At 50.3% G+C, this 21,262-nt stretch carries 19 protein-coding genes, 1 other RNA gene and 1 pseudogene; 7 read left to right on the top strand and 14 right to left on the bottom strand.

What is annotated here, in order from left to right; translation table 11 throughout:
- The first annotated feature begins 168 nt into the window (after nt 1-168).
- Together GFB57_RS21750 and GFB57_RS21755 are read left to right on the top strand one after the other, a co-directional pair.
- On the top strand, nt 169-519 hold the full coding sequence (locus GFB57_RS21750; RefSeq protein ID WP_290366908.1) for a hypothetical protein: 351 nt from the start codon (nt 169-171) through the stop codon (nt 517-519).
- 239 nt (nt 520-758) lie between these two features.
- Nucleotides 759-1,334: a recombinase family protein gene (locus GFB57_RS21755; RefSeq protein ID WP_148741992.1), complete on the top strand. Its 576-nt coding sequence runs from the start codon at nt 759-761 to the stop codon at nt 1,332-1,334.
- A gap of 113 nt (nt 1,335-1,447) precedes the next feature.
- On the opposite strand, the gene GFB57_RS21760 is transcribed toward GFB57_RS21755, so the two are convergent.
- The 4 genes from GFB57_RS21760 to ffs all read right to left on the bottom strand — a co-directional run bounded on the left by GFB57_RS21760 (nt 1,448) and on the right by ffs (nt 5,153).
- The gene (locus GFB57_RS21760; protein ID WP_148741991.1) at nt 1,448-1,933 is read right to left on the bottom strand and encodes a hypothetical protein; all 486 of its coding nucleotides are present in this window, start codon (nt 1,931-1,933) and stop codon (nt 1,448-1,450) included.
- Nucleotides 1,934-1,948: 15 nt separating this feature from the next.
- The gene (locus tag GFB57_RS21765) at nt 1,949-3,664 is read right to left on the bottom strand and encodes a retron Ec67 family RNA-directed DNA polymerase/endonuclease (protein WP_290366909.1); all 1,716 of its coding nucleotides are present in this window, start codon (nt 3,662-3,664) and stop codon (nt 1,949-1,951) included.
- Nucleotides 3,665-3,856: 192 nt separating this feature from the next.
- A complete protein-coding gene (locus GFB57_RS21770) occupies nt 3,857-4,831 on the bottom strand; it encodes a site-specific integrase (RefSeq protein ID WP_233591806.1) in 975 nt (324 codons plus the stop codon).
- A 225-nt stretch (nt 4,832-5,056) separates the two neighbouring features.
- Nucleotides 5,057-5,153: signal recognition particle sRNA small type (gene ffs / locus GFB57_RS21775), an RNA gene on the bottom strand.
- Nucleotides 5,154-5,303: 150 nt separating this feature from the next.
- Between ffs and GFB57_RS21780 the strand changes: the two are divergent.
- Nucleotides 5,304-5,627 (top strand): annotated as a pseudogene (locus tag GFB57_RS21780) (MGMT family protein); the annotation flags it as partial.
- A 31-nt stretch (nt 5,628-5,658) separates the two neighbouring features.
- Here GFB57_RS21780 and GFB57_RS21785 read toward each other — a convergent pair.
- Nucleotides 5,659-6,228 carry a YbaY family lipoprotein gene (locus GFB57_RS21785; protein WP_003021666.1) on the bottom strand — a complete coding sequence of 190 codons (570 nt, stop codon included), beginning with the start codon at nt 6,226-6,228 and terminating at the stop codon, nt 5,659-5,661.
- A gap of 212 nt (nt 6,229-6,440) precedes the next feature.
- Between GFB57_RS21785 and tesB the strand changes: the two genes are divergently transcribed.
- Entirely contained in the window at nt 6,441-7,301 is an 861-nt protein-coding gene (gene tesB, locus GFB57_RS21790) for an acyl-CoA thioesterase II (RefSeq protein WP_003021663.1), read from the top strand.
- A 50-nt stretch (nt 7,302-7,351) separates the two neighbouring features.
- Here tesB and amtB read toward each other — a convergent pair whose 3' ends face one another.
- The 5 genes from amtB to GFB57_RS21815 form a co-directional block, all read right to left on the bottom strand.
- A complete protein-coding gene (gene amtB, locus GFB57_RS21795) occupies nt 7,352-8,638 on the bottom strand; it encodes an ammonium transporter AmtB (protein ID WP_003835936.1) in 1,287 nt (428 codons plus the stop codon).
- Nucleotides 8,639-8,669: 31 nt separating this feature from the next.
- Nucleotides 8,670-9,008: a P-II family nitrogen regulator gene (gene glnK, locus GFB57_RS21800; RefSeq protein ID WP_003021657.1), complete on the bottom strand. Its 339-nt coding sequence runs from the start codon at nt 9,006-9,008 to the stop codon at nt 8,670-8,672.
- Between the two features lie 256 nt (nt 9,009-9,264).
- Nucleotides 9,265-11,043 (bottom strand): SmdB family multidrug efflux ABC transporter permease/ATP-binding protein, encoded by a 1,779-nt coding sequence (locus GFB57_RS21805; protein ID WP_003021654.1) that lies wholly within the window; start codon nt 11,041-11,043, stop codon nt 9,265-9,267.
- Complete coding sequence (locus GFB57_RS21810; RefSeq protein ID WP_003021651.1) at nt 11,036-12,808, bottom strand: SmdA family multidrug ABC transporter permease/ATP-binding protein; 1,773 nt, start codon at nt 12,806-12,808, stop codon at nt 11,036-11,038. Before GFB57_RS21810 ends, GFB57_RS21805 begins: the two co-directional genes overlap by 8 nt.
- Before the next feature lie 44 nt (nt 12,809-12,852).
- On the bottom strand, nt 12,853-13,311 hold the full coding sequence (locus GFB57_RS21815; protein WP_003021649.1) for an Lrp/AsnC family transcriptional regulator: 459 nt from the start codon (nt 13,309-13,311) through the stop codon (nt 12,853-12,855).
- 116 nt (nt 13,312-13,427) lie between these two features.
- Here GFB57_RS21815 and GFB57_RS21820 point away from each other — a divergent pair, with 116 nt between their 5' ends.
- Nucleotides 13,428-14,483 (top strand): PLP-dependent cysteine synthase family protein, encoded by a 1,056-nt coding sequence (locus tag GFB57_RS21820; protein WP_008320733.1) that lies wholly within the window; start codon nt 13,428-13,430, stop codon nt 14,481-14,483.
- 51 nt (nt 14,484-14,534) lie between these two features.
- Here GFB57_RS21820 and cof read toward each other — a convergent pair whose 3' ends face one another.
- Nucleotides 14,535-15,353, bottom strand: coding sequence for an HMP-PP phosphatase (gene cof, locus GFB57_RS21825; RefSeq protein WP_003021643.1), 819 nt, complete (start codon nt 15,351-15,353; stop codon nt 14,535-14,537).
- Between the two features lie 226 nt (nt 15,354-15,579).
- Between cof and GFB57_RS21830 the strand changes: the two genes are divergently transcribed.
- On the top strand, nt 15,580-17,280 hold the full coding sequence (locus GFB57_RS21830) for an SgrR family transcriptional regulator (RefSeq protein ID WP_003021640.1): 1,701 nt from the start codon (nt 15,580-15,582) through the stop codon (nt 17,278-17,280).
- Nucleotides 17,281-17,345: 65 nt separating this feature from the next.
- Complete coding sequence (gene queC / locus GFB57_RS21835; RefSeq protein WP_003021638.1) at nt 17,346-18,041, top strand: 7-cyano-7-deazaguanine synthase QueC; 696 nt, start codon at nt 17,346-17,348, stop codon at nt 18,039-18,041.
- A gap of 117 nt (nt 18,042-18,158) precedes the next feature.
- Here queC and fadM read toward each other — a convergent pair whose 3' ends face one another.
- The 3 genes from fadM to ppiD form a co-directional block, all read right to left on the bottom strand.
- Nucleotides 18,159-18,557, bottom strand: a complete 399-nt coding sequence (gene fadM / locus GFB57_RS21840) for a long-chain acyl-CoA thioesterase FadM (RefSeq protein ID WP_003021636.1) — start codon at nt 18,555-18,557, stop codon at nt 18,159-18,161.
- 102 nt (nt 18,558-18,659) lie between these two features.
- Nucleotides 18,660-19,034, bottom strand: coding sequence for a helix-hairpin-helix domain-containing protein (locus GFB57_RS21845; protein ID WP_003021633.1), 375 nt, complete (start codon nt 19,032-19,034; stop codon nt 18,660-18,662).
- A gap of 146 nt (nt 19,035-19,180) precedes the next feature.
- Nucleotides 19,181-21,055 (bottom strand): peptidylprolyl isomerase, encoded by a 1,875-nt coding sequence (gene ppiD / locus GFB57_RS21850; protein WP_003021631.1) that lies wholly within the window; start codon nt 21,053-21,055, stop codon nt 19,181-19,183.
- Nucleotides 21,056-21,262: the final 207 nt, after the last annotated feature.

The raw sequence follows: 21,262 nt of genomic DNA on the forward strand, positions 1-21,262 counted from the left end.
TTGTTATCGTCGAATAGCTTAGCGCTCATTATTTACACAATAGTATTGTGCCACTCAAATCGATCGATTTCACTGATTTATAAGAGCGATTTTATTAGTAAAAGTGGTAAGATAAAGTAATGCGCTAACAGCGCCCTGTCACCAAATCCAACAAGAAAAAGGAAGACCATGAAAAAATTGATTCTCGCAACGCTGCTCGTCCTCCCCTTCGCCTCAAGCGCAACAACTTTCACCTGTAAGGCGATCCAGGAAGGGCAGATCGATTCTGGCAGCCAAAAATCCTCAGTCGAGACTCGTCTTGATGTTCAGGACAAAAGCATGAAAGTGAGCATGGGTGGTAAAACCTGGCGGCTGGGTTTCATTGGAGACAAAAGTATTGCGAAGATGTACGCTACCCCAGATGGTGGGATTGCCGTCACTTACATCGACAACGGTAGCGATCCTGTTTTCGTTATGCGCCCAACTAACAACGATGGTGAAACGGCACTCTACACGCTGAGCCTGTGCTCTGAGATCTAAACAAAGGCGTGAGCAATCACGCCCAATAAGTTGAATGTCCATTCCGAATTTCCAGCCTCCCCATATTCTCGTTCTAAGCCTCTATTCCTAAACCGCTGCAATCCAGTCTCAAAACCATCTCCTTATAAGACCACACCGACGCAACGACAGAATGCGGCTTCGCCTTGTCTCAAAAGGTTGATCTTTAATTTTGGGACAGCTATTATTTTGATACTACCTTTTGAGACTTAGAGAACATCATGACAACTGTGATCGGATATGTGCGAGTTTCCACCAGCGACCAAAACGTTGAAAACCAGAAGAAGCAGATAGCCGATGCTGGTTATAGCGTTACTCGCTGGTTTAGTGATGAAGCGGTGAGTGGTGCAATCAAGGCAGGAGAGCGTCCTGGGTTTGGTGAACTACTCAGTTATGTACGAGAAGGCGATACGTTGATCGTGATTGCTATAGACCGCCTGGGGCGTAACACGATTGATGTTCTTTCCACCGTGGAAAAGTTGCAGACGAAAGGCGTGAAAGTTGTCAGCTTGCGTGAAGGGTTCGACCTGTCAACGCCAGTTGGTAAAGCGATGCTCACTATGATGGCAGGACTTGCCAGCCTTGAGAAAGACCTTATAGCAGAACGCAGAATAGCAGGTATCAAGCGTGCTCAGTCTGAAGGAAAACATTGCGGCAGACCTATTAAAGCAACCGCTGAACAGCTACGAGAATTGTTAGCGCAGGGTTTACCACCAACAGTGGTACAGGATAGGTTAGCGATCAGCAAAGCAACCTTCTACCGTTTAAAAGCGTTTAATCACCACTCTGATATTTGAGAATTCTGGATATTGTATATTGGGAGCTTGATAAAATATGTTCAGCGCTTTAAACAAATCAACAACAATCTGTCAGAACCGCCTCTTTAAAACAATAATCAATAGGTTATGACTCATTTAAATTTCATCCCGTCGAGCAAGTTTGCAAACCTTTCGTCCAATCTTTTATTGTTAGCTTTGAGCCTATCTAATTCAGATGTGAAAACACGATGATACTCAATAAATTTACTTTCGCTCATTGAATCAAAGTTATCGATGATATAAGAACACGCAGCTTTAGAGTCAAGAACACATTGCCTAAAAAATGTATCTCTTTGTTCCCTTAACTCATTTAAAACAACGAGCTTTGCATCATTAGATACTTCAGTATTATTTTCAAGCGCTTTTACGAATGAGGTTACTTTGTCATATATATCCTGGAATGCAATTTCAGACTCTCTTGCTTTTTCCAAGGTTTCAATTTTAAATCGATATAAGGAATTACTATTGTTTTTAATTTTAATTTCTCTGCTATTACGATAGCTTAAAATTGATACAAGTAATGCTAATGCTGAAAAAACCAAACCTGCCTTATCTAAAAATAATGATAAGATAGTCATAATAACCTCTTAAAATTATGAAACTTTTGAATCATGCTCTTTAATTATTTCCAAAATAGCATCAAATATATAAGAGAACATATTAAAATCAATTAAGTCTCTATCTTTTAAAATAACATGCTTTGCAAAATACTCTTTTCCAAACTCGTTCAAAGCACACTCTTTATTCGTCCTGTTAAATGTCTTTCCATTCAAAGATCTTGATAATGTTTTAGTATCGAATAAATCCTCTATTGAAGTATCAGTTTTCCCATCAAAAGGAGTTAATATAATATAAAGATTTTCAGTAATCCATAACCATTTATTTTTACGCAACTCATTTTTGTCTGATGTTATGTGAGGAAACCCTTTACCATTGAGTAGAGAAATTAGCTCATTCGCTCCAGAGTCATTATCAGAAATTATAATAACAGGTTTTCTTCCACCAACAGCCTTAAATTCACTAATTTTCCCTTGATATTTTTTGACAAAATTTTTAAAGTGCGAACTTCCCTCCCCGAGACCTAAAAAGTAATTTGACTTGTTGTTGTTTTTGAAAAAAGATAATTTATAATCGTTTACAGTTTTATGGCTTACAGTTTTACTGGATATCAATGTAGGGTATTTTCCCTTCAGCATATGCAGTGCGACCTTTAGATAAGTTACATCCGTTTTACCTTCAGTAAGGATTGTTACTTTTTCATTACAATGAAAACTACGGTAATAAATAAAGTTTGCATATAATTTCTCACGCTTATTTAAACCGCCCTTCGCTCTGTACGCTAACTTATTATTATATTTATCTATAGAGTCAATAAACCCAAGCATGCCCTCAACTTCGTTTATAGTCCCATTTCTCGGTTTACGGGTCTTTTTGTCAATAAGAGTATAATTACCATCCATGAATAGATGATGAACCATAGCCCTCACTTTTTTGGAATAGTTTACATCGGTGGATAAATTATAATTAACGGTTAGGCCTGTGACCTCTTGGCGTTGAGTTCGACCTTGTAATCTGGTTTTTTTATCATTTAATGAGAATCCAGCCCGCATGATTTCTTTGGTGAAATTTTTATTTAATTCAACATGCTCTGCATCATAAGACTTAACGATCTCACTTGGGAATGTTTTCTTATTTGTTGAGATAGTAATGTCATCAGCATATCTTGAGTATGAACATCCTGAGTTTTTACATATTTTGTTTAGTCGTTGATCTATGGATGATAAAATTAAGTTTGTAATGACTGGTGAGCAAGGACTTCCTTGCGGTAATTTATTTTGATAGCATGCTATTTTAGCAATCATGTTGGCAATATTTTCATCTAATGCAAAGTGCGTATTTTTTATAAAGTAACCTCTTACTCTCCCATAATTGAATTGGTCAAAAAAGTTAGAGAGATCTATATTCAACACCCATTTTTTACGTTTATGCCTTTCTGCATTGGTAATTATACTTCTCTGCTTCTCAAAGCCATGTGAAAGTAAATTTTTACTTTCAGTAAGCACTCGAATATCCTCGATACAGTTCAGTAATAAATCCGCTACTTTCCTTTGTATTTCCTTTAATTTAGAGTCAGGTGATGATATATGCCTTTCAGACATGTCTTTTTTAAGAATGGTAAAGTTAGAATATAAATTTTCAGTATCTTTTCTGTAAACGATACGTGTTAAAAAAACTGGGTCTAAACCTAACAGACGGGCAAAATCCGGTTTGGTGGTACATTGTTTTAATAGCTCGATTTTAGTCGACATCCCAGCTCCGAAGTTAGCGGCATGCAGGCACTCCTATGCGTATTTGATCCATTCTAAGCTGATTAGCTATGAGAATCATAGCGGCGAGAACTTCTGCCGTTGAAATCAAGGATTGCGAACCACAACCCAAAAATCTACCTGCATGCCTTTGATTAGATTGGCATATAACAACATTACTGGCAATAGAATTTCTTACAGTACTTCAACTAACTTCATCAGACGAGAAACACTAATGCCTTTCCCGTATCGGTTATAAGTTATCGTCGCATTCGAGTGACCGAGAACTTGTGAAGCGAACTGCTCAGGGAAACCATTCTGTTTAAATGTTGTGGCGGCGTAGTGGCGCAACGAATGATACTCAGGCAAACCATGCTTACCCCTGAACCTCGTGAACCAGCGGCTAAAATAGTGACCATAGCTGCCGAGGTGTAAAGTTAGTTCGGGGAACAGATGCCCTTTCCTTTGTTTGATGAAATCCAGTATGCCCAGAGCCAGCAGTTGCAAATGGATCGGAACGAACCGCCGAGAACTATCCGTTTTTATCGTCTGATTAGGATTCAGGTTATCAACACGGAAGCACCAAACCCCGTCAACTTTCATCACGTCATTGTGGTAAAGCTGGCAGATCTCATTCTGCCTCATCCCCGAATAGCGACCAATCAGAATGATCCACCGCTTCCAATCCTTCACGCCATGTAAAGCAATGTGCAAGCGTTTCAGATCGTTGAACGTGTACGCAGGACGGCGATCCATCGGTGCGGTTGTTTCCTTCACTCCCATTCCCTCAAATGGGTTTCGAATGTCTTCATCTGTACGAGTCGCAAGCCATTTGAAAAACGCCGAGTTCTTCTTGATGTAACGGTTTCTGGTCGATGCTGAGCCTTCCAGACCATCAACAAACGCCGCTGCACTTCTTTTGCTAAATGGTTCTTTCGTAGCAGCCAGGTACGCATTCACACACCTGTTGATCGTCAAAATCTCGCGCTCACCCACAGACCCCGTTTTGGCGTTGGCGTACTTCTCAAGCTCACTTTTCAGGTTCGGAAATAATGGTTTCTTCTCGTTCACCAGTGCAGGTGCAGCCAGGGCAGAAGATGAGTGTGCCGGGATGGCCTGGGGAACACAGGCGAAAGGCTGTGAGGTGATGTATTGCTCTGCACGTTTCATAGCTTCGCGCTTTGAACGTGTGCGCAGAGAAATACGAATCTCGCGCCGTCTCCGAGGTGTTGAATAAACTCTGCGGTAGTACCAGATCCCGTGACGGGATAACATCAGATGTGACATTGATTAGCCTTCTAAGTGATACACAAAAGTTGTACCACCAGTAAATCAATGCAAAGAAATGAGATTTTTAGCTATAAAAATCATAGCGTTAGCACAAATGGGTGGGGGCCCTGCCAGCTACATCCCGGCACACACGTCATCTGCCTTGGCTGCTTCCTTCCGGACCTGACCTGGTAAACAGAGTAGTGTTGCGGGAGAACCAACAGAGCCCCCATTGAGAGCGTTGTTAACCAACGCGCAGGCGCATTATCACTGCTGCACCCTGTAATTGCAACCCATCCAGCATCGGATGCTGTTTTCTTGTGCAATGCGGCTTCACTCCTTCGCCGTTCAGCATTATGCTGGAGGATTAGCGCAGGAATAAATGATGGATATACAAGACACTTTCCCCCAACGCGTCTGGCAAATCGTCGCGTCAATCCCCGAAGGTTTCGTCACCACCTATGGCGATGTTGCAAGGCTTGCCGGTTCGCCGCGTGCTGCGCGCCAGGTAGGCGGCGTGCTTAAGCGTCTCCCCGAAGGCAGCACTCTGCCCTGGCATCGGGTGGTTAATCGTCATGGTGCCATTTCGCTGACAGGCCCCGACCTGCAACGGCAGCGTCAGGCGTTGCTGGCTGAAGGAATAGTGGTTTCAGGAAGCGGACAGATCGATTTACAGCGCTATCGCTGGGTGTACTAACCCTCTCTGGGCGGAGAGGGTTACGACTGCCTTAGTACTGTGTGGGAGCAGGGACGGCAGAAGACGGATTCACCTGGGTTGGTGACGTTGACGGCACCGTGGTGGCAGCCCCACCGCTCGCCTGAACCGGTACTGCCGTTTGCTGTACAGGGACCAGCGTCAGGTCAGCTTTTGTCCCCCCCTGATTAATGACCGTCTGCACGGTATCAGTAATGAAGACCAGTTTGTCATTAACCGTAATTGCCGCACTTAGCAGAATACGGGCGTTAGGTTGAATATCAGCCGGGTTAAACGGTAATACGAAGCTGAATGGCGCCTGTTTACCCTCAGTACGGACCGCTTTTTGCGACAGCACTTTTGACGGTGCATCGGCCAGTGAAGCATCTGACAGCGTTACGGTCAGCACCGCATCAGGTGGCAAGGCCACTTTCTGGCGGATCCATACTGTACCGGAGACATTAGGCTGCTGAATTTTAGACTGTGTGTCAGCAATTGACGTATTAGGGCTTGGCGCAGGTGTCTGAATATCCGCGCTTTTATCGGCGCAGGCTGCCAGAGCGACCGCAACCGCTAAACCACTTACCATGTGCACGAGTTTCATTAAATTCTCCTTTTCATCTATGCACCAGCGAGAACTTTCCTCGCCAGAAGAGTGGTTAACAAAAACATAACGTGATTAAGTGTGGCACAAGACAGCTGTTTTTGCTTGTAATAGGCCTTTAATTCAGACAATTGCACCCATCGGACCACTTTCAAAATTGCGTTATACTCTGCCTACCTCGCTGCGAGATCGATATAACCTGGAGAGCACGTATGAGTCTGGCGCTGAAAAATTTGCTGACATTGTTAAATCTGGAAAAAATTGAAGAAGGACTCTTTCGGGGCCAAAGTGAAGACTTAGGGTTACGTCAGGTTTTTGGGGGACAGGTTGTCGGTCAGGCGCTGTATGCCGCAAAGGAAACCGTACCAGAAGAGCGTCTGGTCCACTCCTTTCACAGCTACTTTTTGCGCCCCGGCGATAGCCAAAAGCCCATCATCTATGATGTAGAAGTCCTGCGTGATGGTAACAGCTTCAGCGCGCGCCGCGTTGCCGCAATCCAGAATGGTAAACCTATTTTTTACATGACAGCCTCTTTCCAGGCGCCGGAAGATGGATTTGAACATCAGAAAACCATGCCGGATGCGCCGAGTCCCGATGAGCTTAAATCAGAAACAGAAATTGCCCGCTCAGTGGCGCATTTGCTGCCGCCGCTGTTGAAAGAAAAATTTATCAACGATCGTCCATTGGAAGTGCGCCCGGTTGAATTTCATAACCCCTTAAAAGGTCACGTCGCACCTCCGACGCGCCAGGTTTGGATCCGCGCAAACGGCGAGCTACAGGACGATCTGCGCGTCCATCAATATCTGCTGGGTTATGCTTCAGATCTGAACTTCCTGCCTGTTGCGCTGCAGCCGTACGGAATTGGTTTTCTGGAAAAAGGGATTCAGATCGCCACCATTGACCACTCCATGTGGTTCCACCGTCCGTTCAATATCAATGAGTGGTTGTTGTATAACGTCGAGAGTACTTCGGCCTCCGGTGCCCGGGGTTTTGTACGCGGGGAGTTTTATACGCAGGACGGCGTGCTGGTCGCCTCTACCGTGCAGGAAGGGGTAATGCGTAATCGTAATTGAGAATTACCGGATGGCGGCGCAAAAGCGTTGCCATCCGGCAGATTGAAACATCAAGCGTTGTAAGCGTTCTCGCCGTGGCTGTTCACATCCAGACCTTCGCGTTCCTGCTCTTCCGGTACACGCAGACCCACCGTCATATCCGCCAGCTTATAGCCAATGAAAGCCACCACACCGGACCAGACGATGGTAATCGCCACGCTTTCCAGTTGCACCAGCAGCTGATGCCCCATGGTCACGCCCTCGGCAAAGCCCACGCCGCCCAGAGAGCTGGCAGCGAACACCCCGGTCAGGATGCAGCCGACAATGCCGCACACGCCGTGCACGCCAAACACATCACACGGATCGTCCACGCGCAGAATACGCTTCAGGATGGTCACACCCCACAGGCCAGCCAGTCCCGCAACGACACCAATAATCAGCGCGCCGCCGACACCAATATAGCCACATGCCGGTGTTACCCCCACCAGACCCGCAATAGCACCAGAACACGCGCCCAGCAGGGACGGTTTGCCACGCAGCGCCCATTCACCGAAGATCCATCCGAGGATGGCTGCGGCGGTGGCGACCACGGTATTGACGAAGGCCAGTGCGGCAATCTCATTCGCCGTTCCCGCTGAACCGGCGTTAAAGCCAAACCAACCAATATAGAGAATAGCGGTACCGGTGAAGACCATCGGCAGGTTATGCGGTTTAAAGGCTTCTTTGCCAAAACCGACGCGTTTGCCAATCAGATACGCACCAACCAGACCGGCAATCGCCGCGTTGATATGCACGACTGTTCCGCCGGCAAAATCCAACGCACCGTGGGAAGCCAGCAAGCCGCCGCCCCAGACCATATGGGCAATGGGGATGTACGACAACGTTAACCATACCACTACAAAAATCAGCACCGCAGAGAAGCGAATACGTTCAGCCAGCGCCCCGACAATTAGCCCAACGGTGATGCAGGCGAAAGAACCCTGAAAAGCAACGTGAATGTACTGGTAGAAGCTCCCCGTGACCGCCGTCAGCGCGATGTTCTTCAGCAATACCCAGTTGAAGTTGCCGAAGAAATTATTCCCTTCGCCAAAGGCCAGTGAGTAGCCATAAACCACCCATAGAATACAAACCAGAGCGAATGTCACCGTCACCTGAGTCAGCATCGACAGCACGTTCTTACCGCGAATCAAACCGCCGTAGAACAACGCAATGCCAGGGATAGTCATAAACAGCACCAGCGCGGTACAGATCATCATAAAAGCGTTATCTGCTTTATCCGCAACCGCCGGTGCCGCCATTGCCAGTCCCGGCAGTAGCGCCAGTGAAGCAATACCTGTTTTCATCGTTGCTATCTTCATTTTTTGGTTTCCTATCACTGTGTGCCAGAAGTTACAGTGCGGCTTCGTCGGCTTCGCCGGTACGAATACGAATCACACGTTGCAGCTCGGCGACGAAGATTTTGCCGTCGCCAATTTTTCCGGTGTATGCCGCTTTACTGATGACATCAATCACGCCATCCAGTTGGTCGTCGGCAATCGCCACATCAATCTTCACCTTTGGCAGAAAATTGACGCTATATTCAGCCCCACGGTACAGCTCAGCATGACCTTTCTGTCGGCCAAAGCCCTTCACTTCGGTGACGGTCAGCCCCTGAATACCAATAGACGACAGTGCTTCACGGACGTCTTCCAGTTTGAACGGTTTGATTACCACGGTAACCAGCTTCATAGATCCCCTCCAGTCAGAATTCAGTAGTGGCTGCAGATACACGAGAGGAATATTGCAAGGGGTGTGCCAGGAATGAAAAACGCGGAATAATTCAGGCTTGCAGGGTATTGCCGGGGGAGAAAAAGAAAAAACGCACTATGACGGTGCATAGTGCGTTACATTTTTGCACCAGATTGTTGATTGCCGGATGGCGGCGTAAACGCCTTATCCGGCCTACAAAACCGCGTTGACCGTAGGCCTGATAAGCTCAGTGCCATCAGGCGATAACCGAATCCTCATGTGCGCTGGCCGCCAGCTCTTCCCCCGCCAGTTGCAGCTGATACATCTGCCAGTAACGGCCTTGCGCCGCCAGTAGTTGCTGGTGCGTACCACGCTCAACCGCCTGCCCGCGATGCAGCACCAGAATGGTATCCGCATCGACAATCGTCGATAACCGATGCGCAATCACCACCAGCGTGGTGTGTTCACGTACCGCCGCCAGCGCGTGCTGAATGGCCTGTTCAGTACCGGAATCAATACTGGCCGTGGCTTCATCGAGGATCAGTACCTGCGGCGTTTCCACCAATACCCGCGCCAGCGCCAGCAGCTGTTTCTGCCCAACGGAGAGATTATTGCCCTGCTCGCCCAGCCGGGTATGGATCCCCTCGCTCAGCCCCCGCGCCAGTGCTGCCAGTTGCACAGTCTCCAGAGCCTGCCATACCCGCTCTTCTGAGATATCACGACCCAGCGTGACGTTTGCCAGGAAGGTATCCGCCATCACCACCGGATCCTGCTGCACCATCGCGATGCCCTGACGTAACGCACTGTGGCTCAGAGAAGACAGCGGACGTCCGTCAAGGCGGATTTCGCCCTGCGTCAACGGGTAGTAACCCATCAGCAGACTGGCCAGCGTACTTTTGCCGCTACCGGTGTGTCCGACCAAAGCAACAAAGCTGCGCGAAGGCACGGACAGACTGATATTTTGCAGCACCAGATTGTCGTCACGATAGGCAAATGAAACGTTATCCACCTCAATATCCCCACTCTTCAGCGGTCGATCATCGTCACCATAGCGCTGACGTGGTCCGTCCATCAGCTCGAACACTCGCTCACCGGCGACAACCGCCTGCTGCAGCATTGATTGCTGGGTGGTCAGCTCGATCAGCGGCTCGTTCAAACGGCCGAGGTAGCTGATAAACGCGTACAGCACGCCAACCTCAATGGAGCTGCCAGAGGTAAAGCTGAACAGCATCAGCAAACCGCAGAGGATCAGCGCCGAGAAAAGGCTCAGTAGCGGGCGCAGCAAAAAGCCATCCAGTCGCAGGGTTTGCATACGCGCCATATAGTGCGAGCGGCTGGCCTCCCCCATTCTCTCGCCAAATCGCGCCTGCTGGCGGAACTGCTGGATAACGCTCATGCCGTTGATGACTTCGTTAAAGCCATCGTTAATATCCGCCAGATAAGCGCGCACCCGACGCACAATCGGGGTGCTGTAGCGTTGATAAATCACCATCACCACCATCACCGCCGGGAAAATAGCCATCGCCACCAGCGCCATACGCCACTCGAGGCTGAACATCGCCACCAGCATGGCGCCGATTAAGGCCGCGCTGCGCAGGACCGTTGCGACCACCGTCACGTACAGGTCGCGAATAACTTCGGTGTCATTGGTCACACGTGAGATAAGCTGCCCGACGGGCTGAGTATCAAAGGCGCTGAGCGGCTGGCGCAACGCAGCGTCCATTACGTCAGTGCGTAACTGTTGTACTACGCCAACCGCCGCCTGGTTAAACAACAACGACTGCGCGTAATGCAGGCCTGCCGCCAGCAGTTGCAGACCGACATAGGCCGCAACCAGCCCGACAACCATCGCCAACGGCAGATTGTTCTTCGCCACCATGTTATCAATAAAATAGCTAATCAACAGCGGACCGCTGACTTCCGCCGCAGCCGCCACCCACAGCATAACTACCGCAATCGCCAGCTGTTTTCGCCATGGTGAACCATACGCCAGCAATCTTTTCAGGGTCGGCCATAGTTGCCCAAAACTACGCATTAGCCGCCTCCTCGTTTATTTCTGGCGCATCAGACAGCGCAGCTTCCAGTTGCTGATAGCGGTACATATCGCGATACCAGCCGGGCTGTTGCACTAAAGATTCATGCTCACCGCGCTGGGCAATATGCCCATGCTGCATCACGATAATCTCGTTGGCTTCCGTCAGAGCCGATAAACGGTGGGCGCTGATAATCACGGTTCTGCCTTCGCCCCACTGACGCAGGTTATGCAGGATCTGATGCTCGGTACGACCATCTACCGCCGACAACGCATCATCCAGAATCAGGATTTCAGCGTTCAGCAGTAGCGCCCGGGCGATAGAAATACGCTGTTTTTGTCCACCAGACAGCATCACCCCGCGTTCGCCCACTTCGGTGTCATAGCCCTGAGGAAGACGTAAAATATCCTCATGAACGCTGGCAAGGCGCGCCACATGCTCGATCTCTGCCTGGGTGGCCTGCGGGCGTCCTAAGGCGATGTTATTGCCGACGGTATCGGAAAACAGGAATGGCGTCTGGCTGACAACCGCCAGCCGGCTGCGCCAGCTATCCAGCTGTAAGCGCGTTAGTGGGATATCATGAAAGCGTACATCGCCTTGGGTGATATCAAAATGACGTTGGATCAGCGACAGCACCGTACTTTTCCCCGCGCCGGTCGGACCACAGATGCCCAGCATCTCCCCTGGTTTAAGCTGAAAATTCACATTTTCCAGCGCCGGGTGGGTGGTTTGCGGGTAACAAAATTCGCGAATCGCCACCGCCAGCTCGCCGCGTCCTTCCGGCACCAGTTCAGTACCGTCATCCACTACCGGCGCTTCTGCCAGCATGGCGCGAATTCGGCTATACGCGGCGCTGCCACGCTCGACGATGTTAAACATCCATGCCAGCGCCAGCATCGGCCAAATCATCAGACCGAGATACATCATAAAGCTGGTGAGCTGGCCGAGCGTCAGCGAACCGTGAACCACCATCCAGCTTCCCCCGGCAATCGCCAGCAGGTTAGCCATCCCAATGGCGATATAAATCGTGGGATCAAAGCGGGCGTCAATGCGCGCCACGCGCAGGTTTTTCTTACCTGTATCTTCAGCATCAGCGGCAAATAATGCCGACTGCCGATCCTCCAGACCAAAGGCCTTGATCATACGAATACTGGTCAGGCTTTCCTGAGTACGATCGTTGAGGCTGGAAAACGCCGCCTGCGCCAGCTTAAAGCGGTTATGGAGTCGATCACCGTAACGTTTGATCATTATCGCCATCACCGGCATCGGCAGCAGCGCAATCAACGTTAGTTGCCAGCTTATCTGCGTTGACATCACGATCAGCACCGCACATCCCATGACCAGCGAATCTACCAGCGTCAGTACGCCTTCCCCGGCGGCGAATACCACGCGGTCAACATCGTTAGTTGCACGCGCCATCAGATCGCCCGTGCGGTGACGCAGATAAAACTCTGGATGCTGACGACTCAACTGACGGTAATAATCTTCCCGCAGCTCAACCGCCAGTTGGTAGGATGCGCCAAACAGCAGCACGCGCCAGACATAGCGCAGTAAATAAACCACCACGGCGATCAGAGCAATGGTTCCCACCCACATCAGCAGCCGCTCGGTGGTGAAGCGTTGTGTCGTTACGCCATCCACAATGATCCCCACCACTTTCGGCGGAATAAGCTGAAGGATAGCGATGATGATAAGCAGGGCCACCGCTCCGAGGTAGCGACGCCACTCCCGGCGGAAGTACCAGCTTAATTGAGCAAATAATCGCACGCGTTATGTCCTGACAAAATTTCCGGCAATAAGCGCCGGGAGAATTATTCAATAGGGAGAGCAGTTGTGTATTTAATCTGTTCCATGGCAAAGCTGGAGGTGACGTCAGACAGGCCCGGTACGCTGTTCACCAGGCGCTTATAAAATTCATCGTAGCTTTTCATATCAGCGACCTGCACTCGCATCAGGTAATCATACTCCCCTGCCATACGCCAGAACCCCAGAACCTCGGGCATTCCGGTCACTTCAGTGACAAAGCGGCAATACCATTCGCTGCTGTGATGCTGAGTTTTGATCAGCACAAACGCGGTTAAGCCCAGCCCCAGTTTTTCCGGATCCAGCAAGGCGACTCTACCCAGCAGAACACCGTCATCCTCGAGCCGTTTGAGGCGTTTCCAACAGGGAGTGGTAGTCAGATTAACGGCATCTGCTAACGCCTGCAAAGAAAGGGTGCAGTCCTGTTGCAGTAAGCCAAGCAGCTTACGGTCAATTTTGTCTAGCATATCCACTCCACAGAGAAGAATTTTCTACTTACATTCTATTTTAAAGGCTAAATGGCAACAATTTTTTCCGTGCTTTTCGCTATTCTGGGCACAAAATGACAAACGGATATCTATTAATGATGAATAGCTCCTGGGTTAAAAACGCCATCAATGAAATCAACGCGGATTATCAGCGTTCTGCAGATACGCATCTCATTCGTCTGTCGCTACCGGCATTTCCGGGCATTCAGATCTATTTAAAAGATGAGAGCACGCATCCGACCGGGAGCCTGAAGCATCGTCTGGCGCGCTCACTGTTTCTGTACGGACTGTGCAATGGCTGGATCAAAGAAGGCACCACCATCATTGAATCATCGTCCGGTTCAACGGCGGTATCTGAGGCCTATTTCGCTCGACTGTTAGGGCTGCCGTTTATTGCTGTCATGCCTTCCTGTACAGCGAAACGTAAAGTTGAACAGATTGAATTTTACGGCGGTCGCTGTCATTTCGTGCAAAGCGCCTGCGAAATCTACGCGGCCTCTGAACAATTGGCGCGTGAGCTGAACGGTCATTACATGGACCAGTTCACTTATGCTGAGCGCGCCACCGACTGGCGTGGCAATAATAATATTGCCGACAGCATCTTTCGTCAGATGCAGTGCGAGCCCAACCCCGTTCCCCGCCATATCGTGATGAGCGCCGGCACCGGCGGCACCTCAGCAACCATTGGCCGCTATATCCGCTGTCAGGGCTACGATACTCGCCTGATGGTAGTGGATCCGGAGAATTCGGTTTTTATGCCCTTCTGGCAGGATCGCGATGCGACATTGCGCAGCCCGGTAGGAAGCAAAATTGAAGGTATCGGGCGTCCACGCGTAGAACCCTCTTTCATTCCTGATGTGGTCGATGAAATGCTGCGCGTGCCGGATGCCGCCAGCGTGGCTACCGCGCACTGGCTGGAAACGCAGTTGGGTCGTAAAGTCGGTGCCTCAACCGGCACCAACATGTGGGGAACGCTGCAACTTGCCGCGCGCATGCGCAACACCGGAGAAACCGGTTCACTGGTGACGCTGCTCTGCGACAGCGGTGAACGCTATCTGGAAACCTACTACAACCCGCAATGGGTTGACGCGCACATCGGTGATTTAACGCCGTGGAAAGTGGAACTTGCCCAGTTGCTGAATACACATTAAGCAGACAAAAAAAAAGCCAGACGCGAAGTCTGGCTTGCTGGAAGGGATCTCTCATTCGGGGGAATAAGGTAGATGCGGATTGTCCAGCCAATGCGTCAAAAAGTGTGACACCGCCTGATTACGGCAATGTCCAATCACCGATAAATGAGGCAGTTCAGCCATCAGTTGCGGCATTGCGTTACCCATAATCAGGCCGCGCCCAACGCTGCCTAACATTTCGCGATCGTTCATAGCATCGCCAAACGCCATACACTCGGACATTGAATATCCTAAGTGGTCACTCAATACCGCCAGCGCGGATCCTTTGTTACAGCCCAGCGGTAGTACCTCAAGGCAATCAACCGCGGAGAAACAGAGATTCGCCTGTTCTCCCAGCGCTTCATTCAGTTGAATGCGCAACTGGATCAGAGACTCATGATCGCCGCAGAAACAGATCTTCGTTACCTGATGAGCCGGAATACGTTTCACATCGACGATCTGGTAGCGAAATCCGCTATACACATGCGCCTGTAGCAGCGAGGGGATCTCTTGTCCGGTAAACCAACCGTTGTCATTAAAGACATGCATGCTGGCGGTGGTATCCCATTTCTGATGTAACACGATATCTGCAACATTCGGATCCAGATCCTGACGGTGCAACACATCGCCCTCAAGAGAGTGAATGCGCGTGCCGTTACCGGTGATCAAAAAGGCGTCCAGTGAGATAGAACCCAAAATGTGGCGCATTTCCAGCACATGGCGGCCAGTGGCAAATGTCAGAGTGATATCGCGTTCACGCAAGCGCGCCAGCGTTGAAAGCGTTTCGTCACCTAAATGGTGATTCGGCATCAACAGGGTGCCATCCATATCAAATGCAGCCAGACGAGCCATTTCTTTCTCCACACTGTGACGCGGTTAACTTGTGATTCAGTATCACCTGAGATATACGGAAGTAATAGTGAATAGATAAAATGAATTGTTCCGGGTTTATTACAGAAAATCATTCAAGTTGCATCAAGGCGGCAAGTGAATGAACGCCCAGGAGCATACATTTCAGTATGTGACTGGGGTGAATAAACGCAGCCAACAAAGAGGCAGCTTGAAGGATGAAGTGTATATGAGATTGTTGAATCGCCTGAACCAATACCAACGCCTGTGGCAGCCTTCGAACGGCGAACCGCAGTCGGTGACCGTCGGGGAACTGGCCGAACGCTGTTTTTGCAGTGAGCGCCACGTGCGAACCCTGCTGAAGCAAGCGCAGGATGCTGGCTGGCTGGAGTGGCACGCCCAGTCTGGGCGTGGGAAACGCGGGCAATTACGCTTTTTGGTGACGCCGGATTCCCTGCGCAACACCATGATGGAACAGGCGCTGCAAAAGGGAGAACAGCTTAGCGTGCTGGAACTAGCTCAGTTAGCACCGGGAGAATTAAGAACGTTGCTACAACCGTTTATGGGCGGCCAATGGCAAAACGACACGCCAACCCTGCGTATCCCCTATTACCGCCCGCTTGACCCTTTGCACCCTGGATTTCTCCCCGGCCGCGCGGAGCAACACCTTGCTGGACAAGTTTTCTCTGGCCTGACCCGATTTGACAGCACTACGCAACGTCCCTGTGGAGACTTAGCCCACCACTGGAATATCTCCGCTGACGGCCTGCGCTGGGATTTCTATATTCGTTCCACCCTGCATTGGCATAACGGCGATACGGTAAGCAGCACGCAACTACATCAACAGTTGCTGAAGCTGTTAGAATTACCTGCGCTGAATAAGCTGTTTATCAGCGTAAAGCGCATTGAAGTGACGCATCCCCAGTGTCTGACCTTTATTCTGCATCGTCCCGACTTCTGGCTGGCGCACCGTCTGGCGAGCTACAGCAGTCACCTGGCGCATCCTGAGCACCCGTTTGTGGGTACCGGCCCGTTCCGGTTGACACTGTTTACTCCTGAGCTGGTGCGTATCGAGAGTCACGATCACTACCATCTGAGTCATCCGCTGCTAAAAGCCATTGAATACTGGATAACCCCGCAGCTCTTCTCCCAGGATTTGGGCACCAGCTGCCGCCATCCGGTGCAAATTGCGATTGGTAAACCCGAAGAGTTACCTATGCTAAGCCAGGTAAGCAGCGGGATCAGCCTTGGTTTTTGCTATCTCACGCTAAGAAAAAGCGCGCGCCTGAATACGCAGCAGGCTCGTCGACTGGTCGATATTATCCACCGTTCTTCCCTGCTACAAACGCTTGAAGTGGATGAAAATCTGATCACGCCAAGCAATGCACTGCTGCCCGGATGGAGTATCCCGCAATGGGATGAACTCGACGAGGTAGCATTACCGGAAAAGCTGACGCTGGCTTATCATCTACCGGTAGAACTTCACGCTATGGCTGAACAGCTTTGCCATGCGTTGGCTCTGCTCGGCTGTGAATTAACGCTTATTTTTCATAATGCTAAAAACTGGGATGGCAATCATCCCCTAGCCCAGGCCGACCTGATGATGGGCGACAGGCTGATTGGTGAAGCACCTGAATATACTCTCGAACAGTGGTTGCGCTGCGATCAGCTCTGGTCACATGTATTGAATGCACCAGCATACACACATTTGCAAACGACCCTGGATGCCCTACAAATCCAGGCCGATGAGGACGATCGCCACGCGGCTTTACAACAAGTTTTCGCCACGCTAATGCATGACGCTACCCTGACGCCTCTGTTCAATTATCACTATCGCATCAGCGCGCCACCAGGGGTGAACGGCGTACGCCTGAATCCTCGTGGCTGGTTTGAGTTTACCGAAGCCTGGCTGCCACCTCCTTCAGCGTGAAGAAGCTGGTCGGCGACACGCCCAGGCGCTACCATAAGGGCTTCGTTATTTTGTCAGGAAAAGCCATGAAACGTGCCGTTGTTGTATTCAGTGGAGGTCAGGACTCCACGACTTGTCTGGCGCAAGCGCTGCATCAGTATGATGAAGTGCACTGCGTGACCTTTGATTATGGTCAGCGCCATCGCGCTGAGATTGATGTCGCACGTGACCTGGCCTTAAAACTTGGCGCACGCGCGCACAAAGTGCTTGATGTCACGCTGCTCAGTGAACTGGCTGTCAGCAGCCTGACCCGCGATAATATTCCGGTACCCGATTACGAACCGGATGCGAACGGCATTCCCAATACCTTTGTGCCAGGACGCAATATTCTGTTCTTAACGCTGGCAGCAATTTACGCGTACCAGGTGCAGGCAGAGGCAGTCATTACCGGCGTTTGTGAAACGGATTTCTCTGGATACCCGGACTGTCGCGATGAGTTCGTCAAAGCCCTGAACCATGCCGTAAGCCTGGGGATGGCGAAAGATATTCGCTTTGAAACCCCACTGATGTGGATCGATAAAGCCGAAACCTGGGCGCTGGCTGATTACTGGGGCAAGCTGGACCTGGTACGCGAAGAAACACTAACCTGCTATAACGGCATCAAAGGTGACGGTTGCGGTCACTGTGCGGCGTGTAATCTGCGTGCCAACGGCCTGAACCATTATCTGGCGGATAAACCGGCAGTGATGGCGGCAATGAAGCAGAAAACCGGCCTGAAATAATTGAGTGAATAGTGCCGGATGGCGGCGTAAACGCCTTATCCGGCCTACCGACAGCATTCATCGTACACAATATCGCCCGTAGGCCTGATAAGCGAAGCGCCATCAGGCAACGTTGAGCTACTGCACCATCTGCTCCAGTTTTTCGCGTAACTCCCCTTCCAGCGGCAGCGCTTTTTGCGTTTTCAAATCAATACAGACGAAGGTAATCAACGCGTCGGCCACTACCTGCCCTTCCGGTTCCAGGGTAATTGTCTGGTTTAACACCCCGCTTTTGCCATTTAGCTGTTGCACCTGACTAGTGATGGTCAGCAGGTCGCTTAGCACCGCTGGGCGACGGTAGTTAATATTTATATTCACGACCACAAAAGCGATGTTGTGTGCAGTCATCCATTGAAAGCTGTCGCTGTTTTCCAGACCATCCCAGCGAGCTTCTTCCAAAAACTCGAGATAGCGGGCGTTGTTGACGTGCTGATAGACATCAAGATGAAAACCACGGACTTTGATTTGTGTTTGCATAGCGCAGGAACCTTACGTTTTTATAGGAATATATTCAGGGTAGTGAGGCCATAACTGGTATGACCTCTCTAGTCTGGCAAATTTTCAGCGCTGTGCAAGTTATTAAAGTGTTAAAACTGCCAAATTACGCTCCACCAGCGAACTGCCCATACCCGGTACCTGCTTTAAATCCTCCACCGTTTTAAACGGTCCGTACTCCTCACGATAGCTCACAATCGCTTGCGCTTTCTTCAGACCTACGCCATTCATGACTCGCGCTAAATCCTCCGCAGAAGCGCTGTTGATGCTTACCCTGGTGCCTTCATCGTCGCTTGCTTTAGCGGGCAGTGTGGCTTTGCTTTGTGCCGCCCCTGAGTTTTCCGCTTTGGTTTGTGTCGCCTGGCTTTTGGCGACAGGCTCAGCCGCCAATGCAGTTTGGGCCATACCGGCGCAGGTCAATGAAAGAGTGATAAGCAGGGCTTTGATTCCATGTTTCATACTGTTTTCTCCTTGTTTGTTAACAGTGGAATCACGATAGCGAGGTGCAGAACGGCAGACAAATGGCAAATATCAGAAATGGAAAAGGCCGCGAAAGCGGCCTTTGGTAGATACAACTTTTTGCAATTTTTTGCGAACTGCCTCGGTTATTGCTGCTGTTCCAGCGCATCACCGATTTTAATTTTTGCGGCTTTACGCAGGTTGCTCATCAGCGCTTCGAAGACAATCTGCGCGTTGTTCTGAGTGATCCCCTGAACCATCGCTTTCTTCTGCGCTTCAGGCATAGAACCGGCTTTCACCTCGTCCAGCGCCAACAGAACAACGTTACCCTGCATGTCGTTCGCTACGCCGTAGCTCGGCTTGTCTTTCGCCGGCAGGCTCAGACCAAAGGCAGCCTGGCTCAACGGATCCTGACCCGTACGGCTCAGCGTTTTTGCCTCGCCAAAGCTCAGACCCGCAGCTTTCATCGCTTCATCGCCTTTACCGGCTTTCAGATCCGCCAGCAGTTTATCGGCATCAAGCTTCGCCTGCTGCTCTGCTTTATTGTGCTTAACGAGCGCAGTTACCTGCTCTTTCACTTCAGCCAGTGGCTTCACGGCTTCGGCTTTGTGCTCTGCAATACGCAGCACGAACGCGCGATCGCCATCTACGGTGATGATATCGGAGTTACTGCCAGGTGTACCGTTCTCGCCTACCAGACCACCATTGAAAATGATGTCAGCGACTGGTTTGAAATTCAGTTCTTCCGGCAGGCTATCACGGCTGAACCAGCCCGTTTCAACCGCTTTCATACCTGCTGCCTGCTCTGCACCCGCCAGAGATTCGTTATCGTTGCTGGCCGCATCGCTGACTTTCTGTTGCAGCGCATAGTAGGCATCCAGCGCTTTTTCCTGCTTCACTTTTGCCGCAATGTCGTCACGGGCTTCGCTCAGCGGTTTAACCTGTGCAGGCTGTACGTCGTCAAGACGCGCAACGAGGAAACCAACGGAAGACTTAATTACGCCAGACAGTTGGCCTTTTTCTTTCAGACCGGCATTTTTCAGCTCATCCGGGGTGGTGGAATCTTCCAGCCATCCCATATCGCCGCCTTTACGGGCAGAGATGATATCGGCAGATTTTTCTTTCGCCAGCGCAGCAAAATCACCGCCTTTATTCAGCTCGTCCAGTACCGCTTTGGCTTCATCTTCAGTTTTGGTCTGAATGATGCTATAGCGGTTACGCTGCGGCTGAGTGAACTGATCCTGATGCTGGTCATAGTAAGACTGAATATCAGCATCGCTGGCCGTCTCCTGCATAGCAGCAGCATCCAGCTTGATGTAGCTCACACGGAACTGTTCCGGCGTCATAAAGTTGTTTTTATTCTGCTCGTAGTAGCTGGCAACTTCCTGCTCGGTAACAGACTGCTTCGCGGCCAGTGCGTTAACGTCAATCGTCGCCTCGCGCACGATCCGCTGCTGTGCGACCAGCGCCGCCAGTTCGTCCGTTTCGCCTTTCAGCATAAAGTCTGTACCGGCAACGCCATTAATCAGCTGCTGGGTAGTAAGCTGATTACGTAATGCCTGAGCGTACTGATCTGCGGTCATGCCCATCTGATTAACAATTGCGTTATAGCGGTTGTTATCAAATTTACCGTCGACCTGGAAAGCAGGCGTGGCAAAAATAGCCTGTTTAATCTGATCGTCGCTGATGTTGAGCTTAAGCTCGCGGGAATACTGATCCAGCAGCGCTTCGTCAATAAGACGATTCAGCACCTGCTGACGCAGCGTTTTCATGTAACCTTCGTTCGCGGCCAGCTCGGAGTATTGATCGCCCAGCTGTTGCTGCATGCGGTTACGTTCGCTGTTGAACGCATTCTCGAACTGCCCGCGGCTGATCTCCTGGCCATTCACTTTGGCGGCGAAGTTATTGCCCCCGCCAATCAGGTAACCACTCACGCCGGTCAAAATGAACGACACGATAATGATACCGAAAATAATCTTGAGCACGAGACTGTTAGCAGCCGTGCGTAAGCTGTCCATCATGGTGTAACCACACTCCGCTGTAGATGACTATACGCGTTATCTCTAAAGCCGCCTGCGCGTTGACACAACAACGGCGGCAAGGATTATGAGTATATATGCTTCACGCAGCATAGCGTTTCCTGAACGCTGCGCACAAAGGCCTATTGTGACAAGAAACAGGGGTAATTGTCAGCCCACAACACGTAGAAAGTACCGGAATTACAAATA

It is taken from the genome of Citrobacter sp. S39 (assembly GCF_009495675.1).
In the GTDB taxonomy this organism is placed as follows: domain Bacteria; phylum Pseudomonadota; class Gammaproteobacteria; order Enterobacterales; family Enterobacteriaceae; genus Citrobacter; species Citrobacter freundii.

Coding starts and splice junctions, on each gene's coding strand:
- GFB57_RS21820 (WP_008320733.1), top strand. CDS start 13,428: ATGATGAATAGCTCCTGGGTTAAAAACGCCATCAATGAAATCAACGCG.
- queC (WP_003021638.1), top strand. CDS start 17,346: ATGAAACGTGCCGTTGTTGTATTCAGTGGAGGTCAGGACTCCACGACT.
- GFB57_RS21785 (WP_003021666.1), bottom strand. CDS start 6,228: ATGAAACTCGTGCACATGGTAAGTGGTTTAGCGGTTGCGGTCGCTCTG.
- GFB57_RS21750 (WP_290366908.1), top strand. CDS start 169: ATGAAAAAATTGATTCTCGCAACGCTGCTCGTCCTCCCCTTCGCCTCA.
- GFB57_RS21770 (WP_233591806.1), bottom strand. CDS start 4,831: ATGAAACGTGCAGAGCAATACATCACCTCACAGCCTTTCGCCTGTGTT.
- GFB57_RS21845 (WP_003021633.1), bottom strand. CDS start 19,034: ATGAAACATGGAATCAAAGCCCTGCTTATCACTCTTTCATTGACCTGC.
- cof (WP_003021643.1), bottom strand. CDS start 15,353: ATGGCTCGTCTGGCTGCATTTGATATGGATGGCACCCTGTTGATGCCG.
- GFB57_RS21805 (WP_003021654.1), bottom strand. CDS start 11,043: ATGCGTAGTTTTGGGCAACTATGGCCGACCCTGAAAAGATTGCTGGCG.
- ppiD (WP_003021631.1), bottom strand. CDS start 21,055: ATGATGGACAGCTTACGCACGGCTGCTAACAGTCTCGTGCTCAAGATT.
- amtB (WP_003835936.1), bottom strand. CDS start 8,638: ATGAAGATAGCAACGATGAAAACAGGTATTGCTTCACTGGCGCTACTG.
- GFB57_RS21760 (WP_148741991.1), bottom strand. CDS start 1,933: ATGACTATCTTATCATTATTTTTAGATAAGGCAGGTTTGGTTTTTTCA.
- tesB (WP_003021663.1), top strand. CDS start 6,441: ATGAGTCTGGCGCTGAAAAATTTGCTGACATTGTTAAATCTGGAAAAA.
- GFB57_RS21755 (WP_148741992.1), top strand. CDS start 759: ATGACAACTGTGATCGGATATGTGCGAGTTTCCACCAGCGACCAAAAC.
- fadM (WP_003021636.1), bottom strand. CDS start 18,557: ATGCAAACACAAATCAAAGTCCGTGGTTTTCATCTTGATGTCTATCAG.
- GFB57_RS21830 (WP_003021640.1), top strand. CDS start 15,580: ATGAGATTGTTGAATCGCCTGAACCAATACCAACGCCTGTGGCAGCCT.
- glnK (WP_003021657.1), bottom strand. CDS start 9,008: ATGAAGCTGGTTACCGTGGTAATCAAACCGTTCAAACTGGAAGACGTC.
- GFB57_RS21765 (WP_290366909.1), bottom strand. CDS start 3,664: ATGTCGACTAAAATCGAGCTATTAAAACAATGTACCACCAAACCGGAT.
- GFB57_RS21815 (WP_003021649.1), bottom strand. CDS start 13,311: ATGCTAGACAAAATTGACCGTAAGCTGCTTGGCTTACTGCAACAGGAC.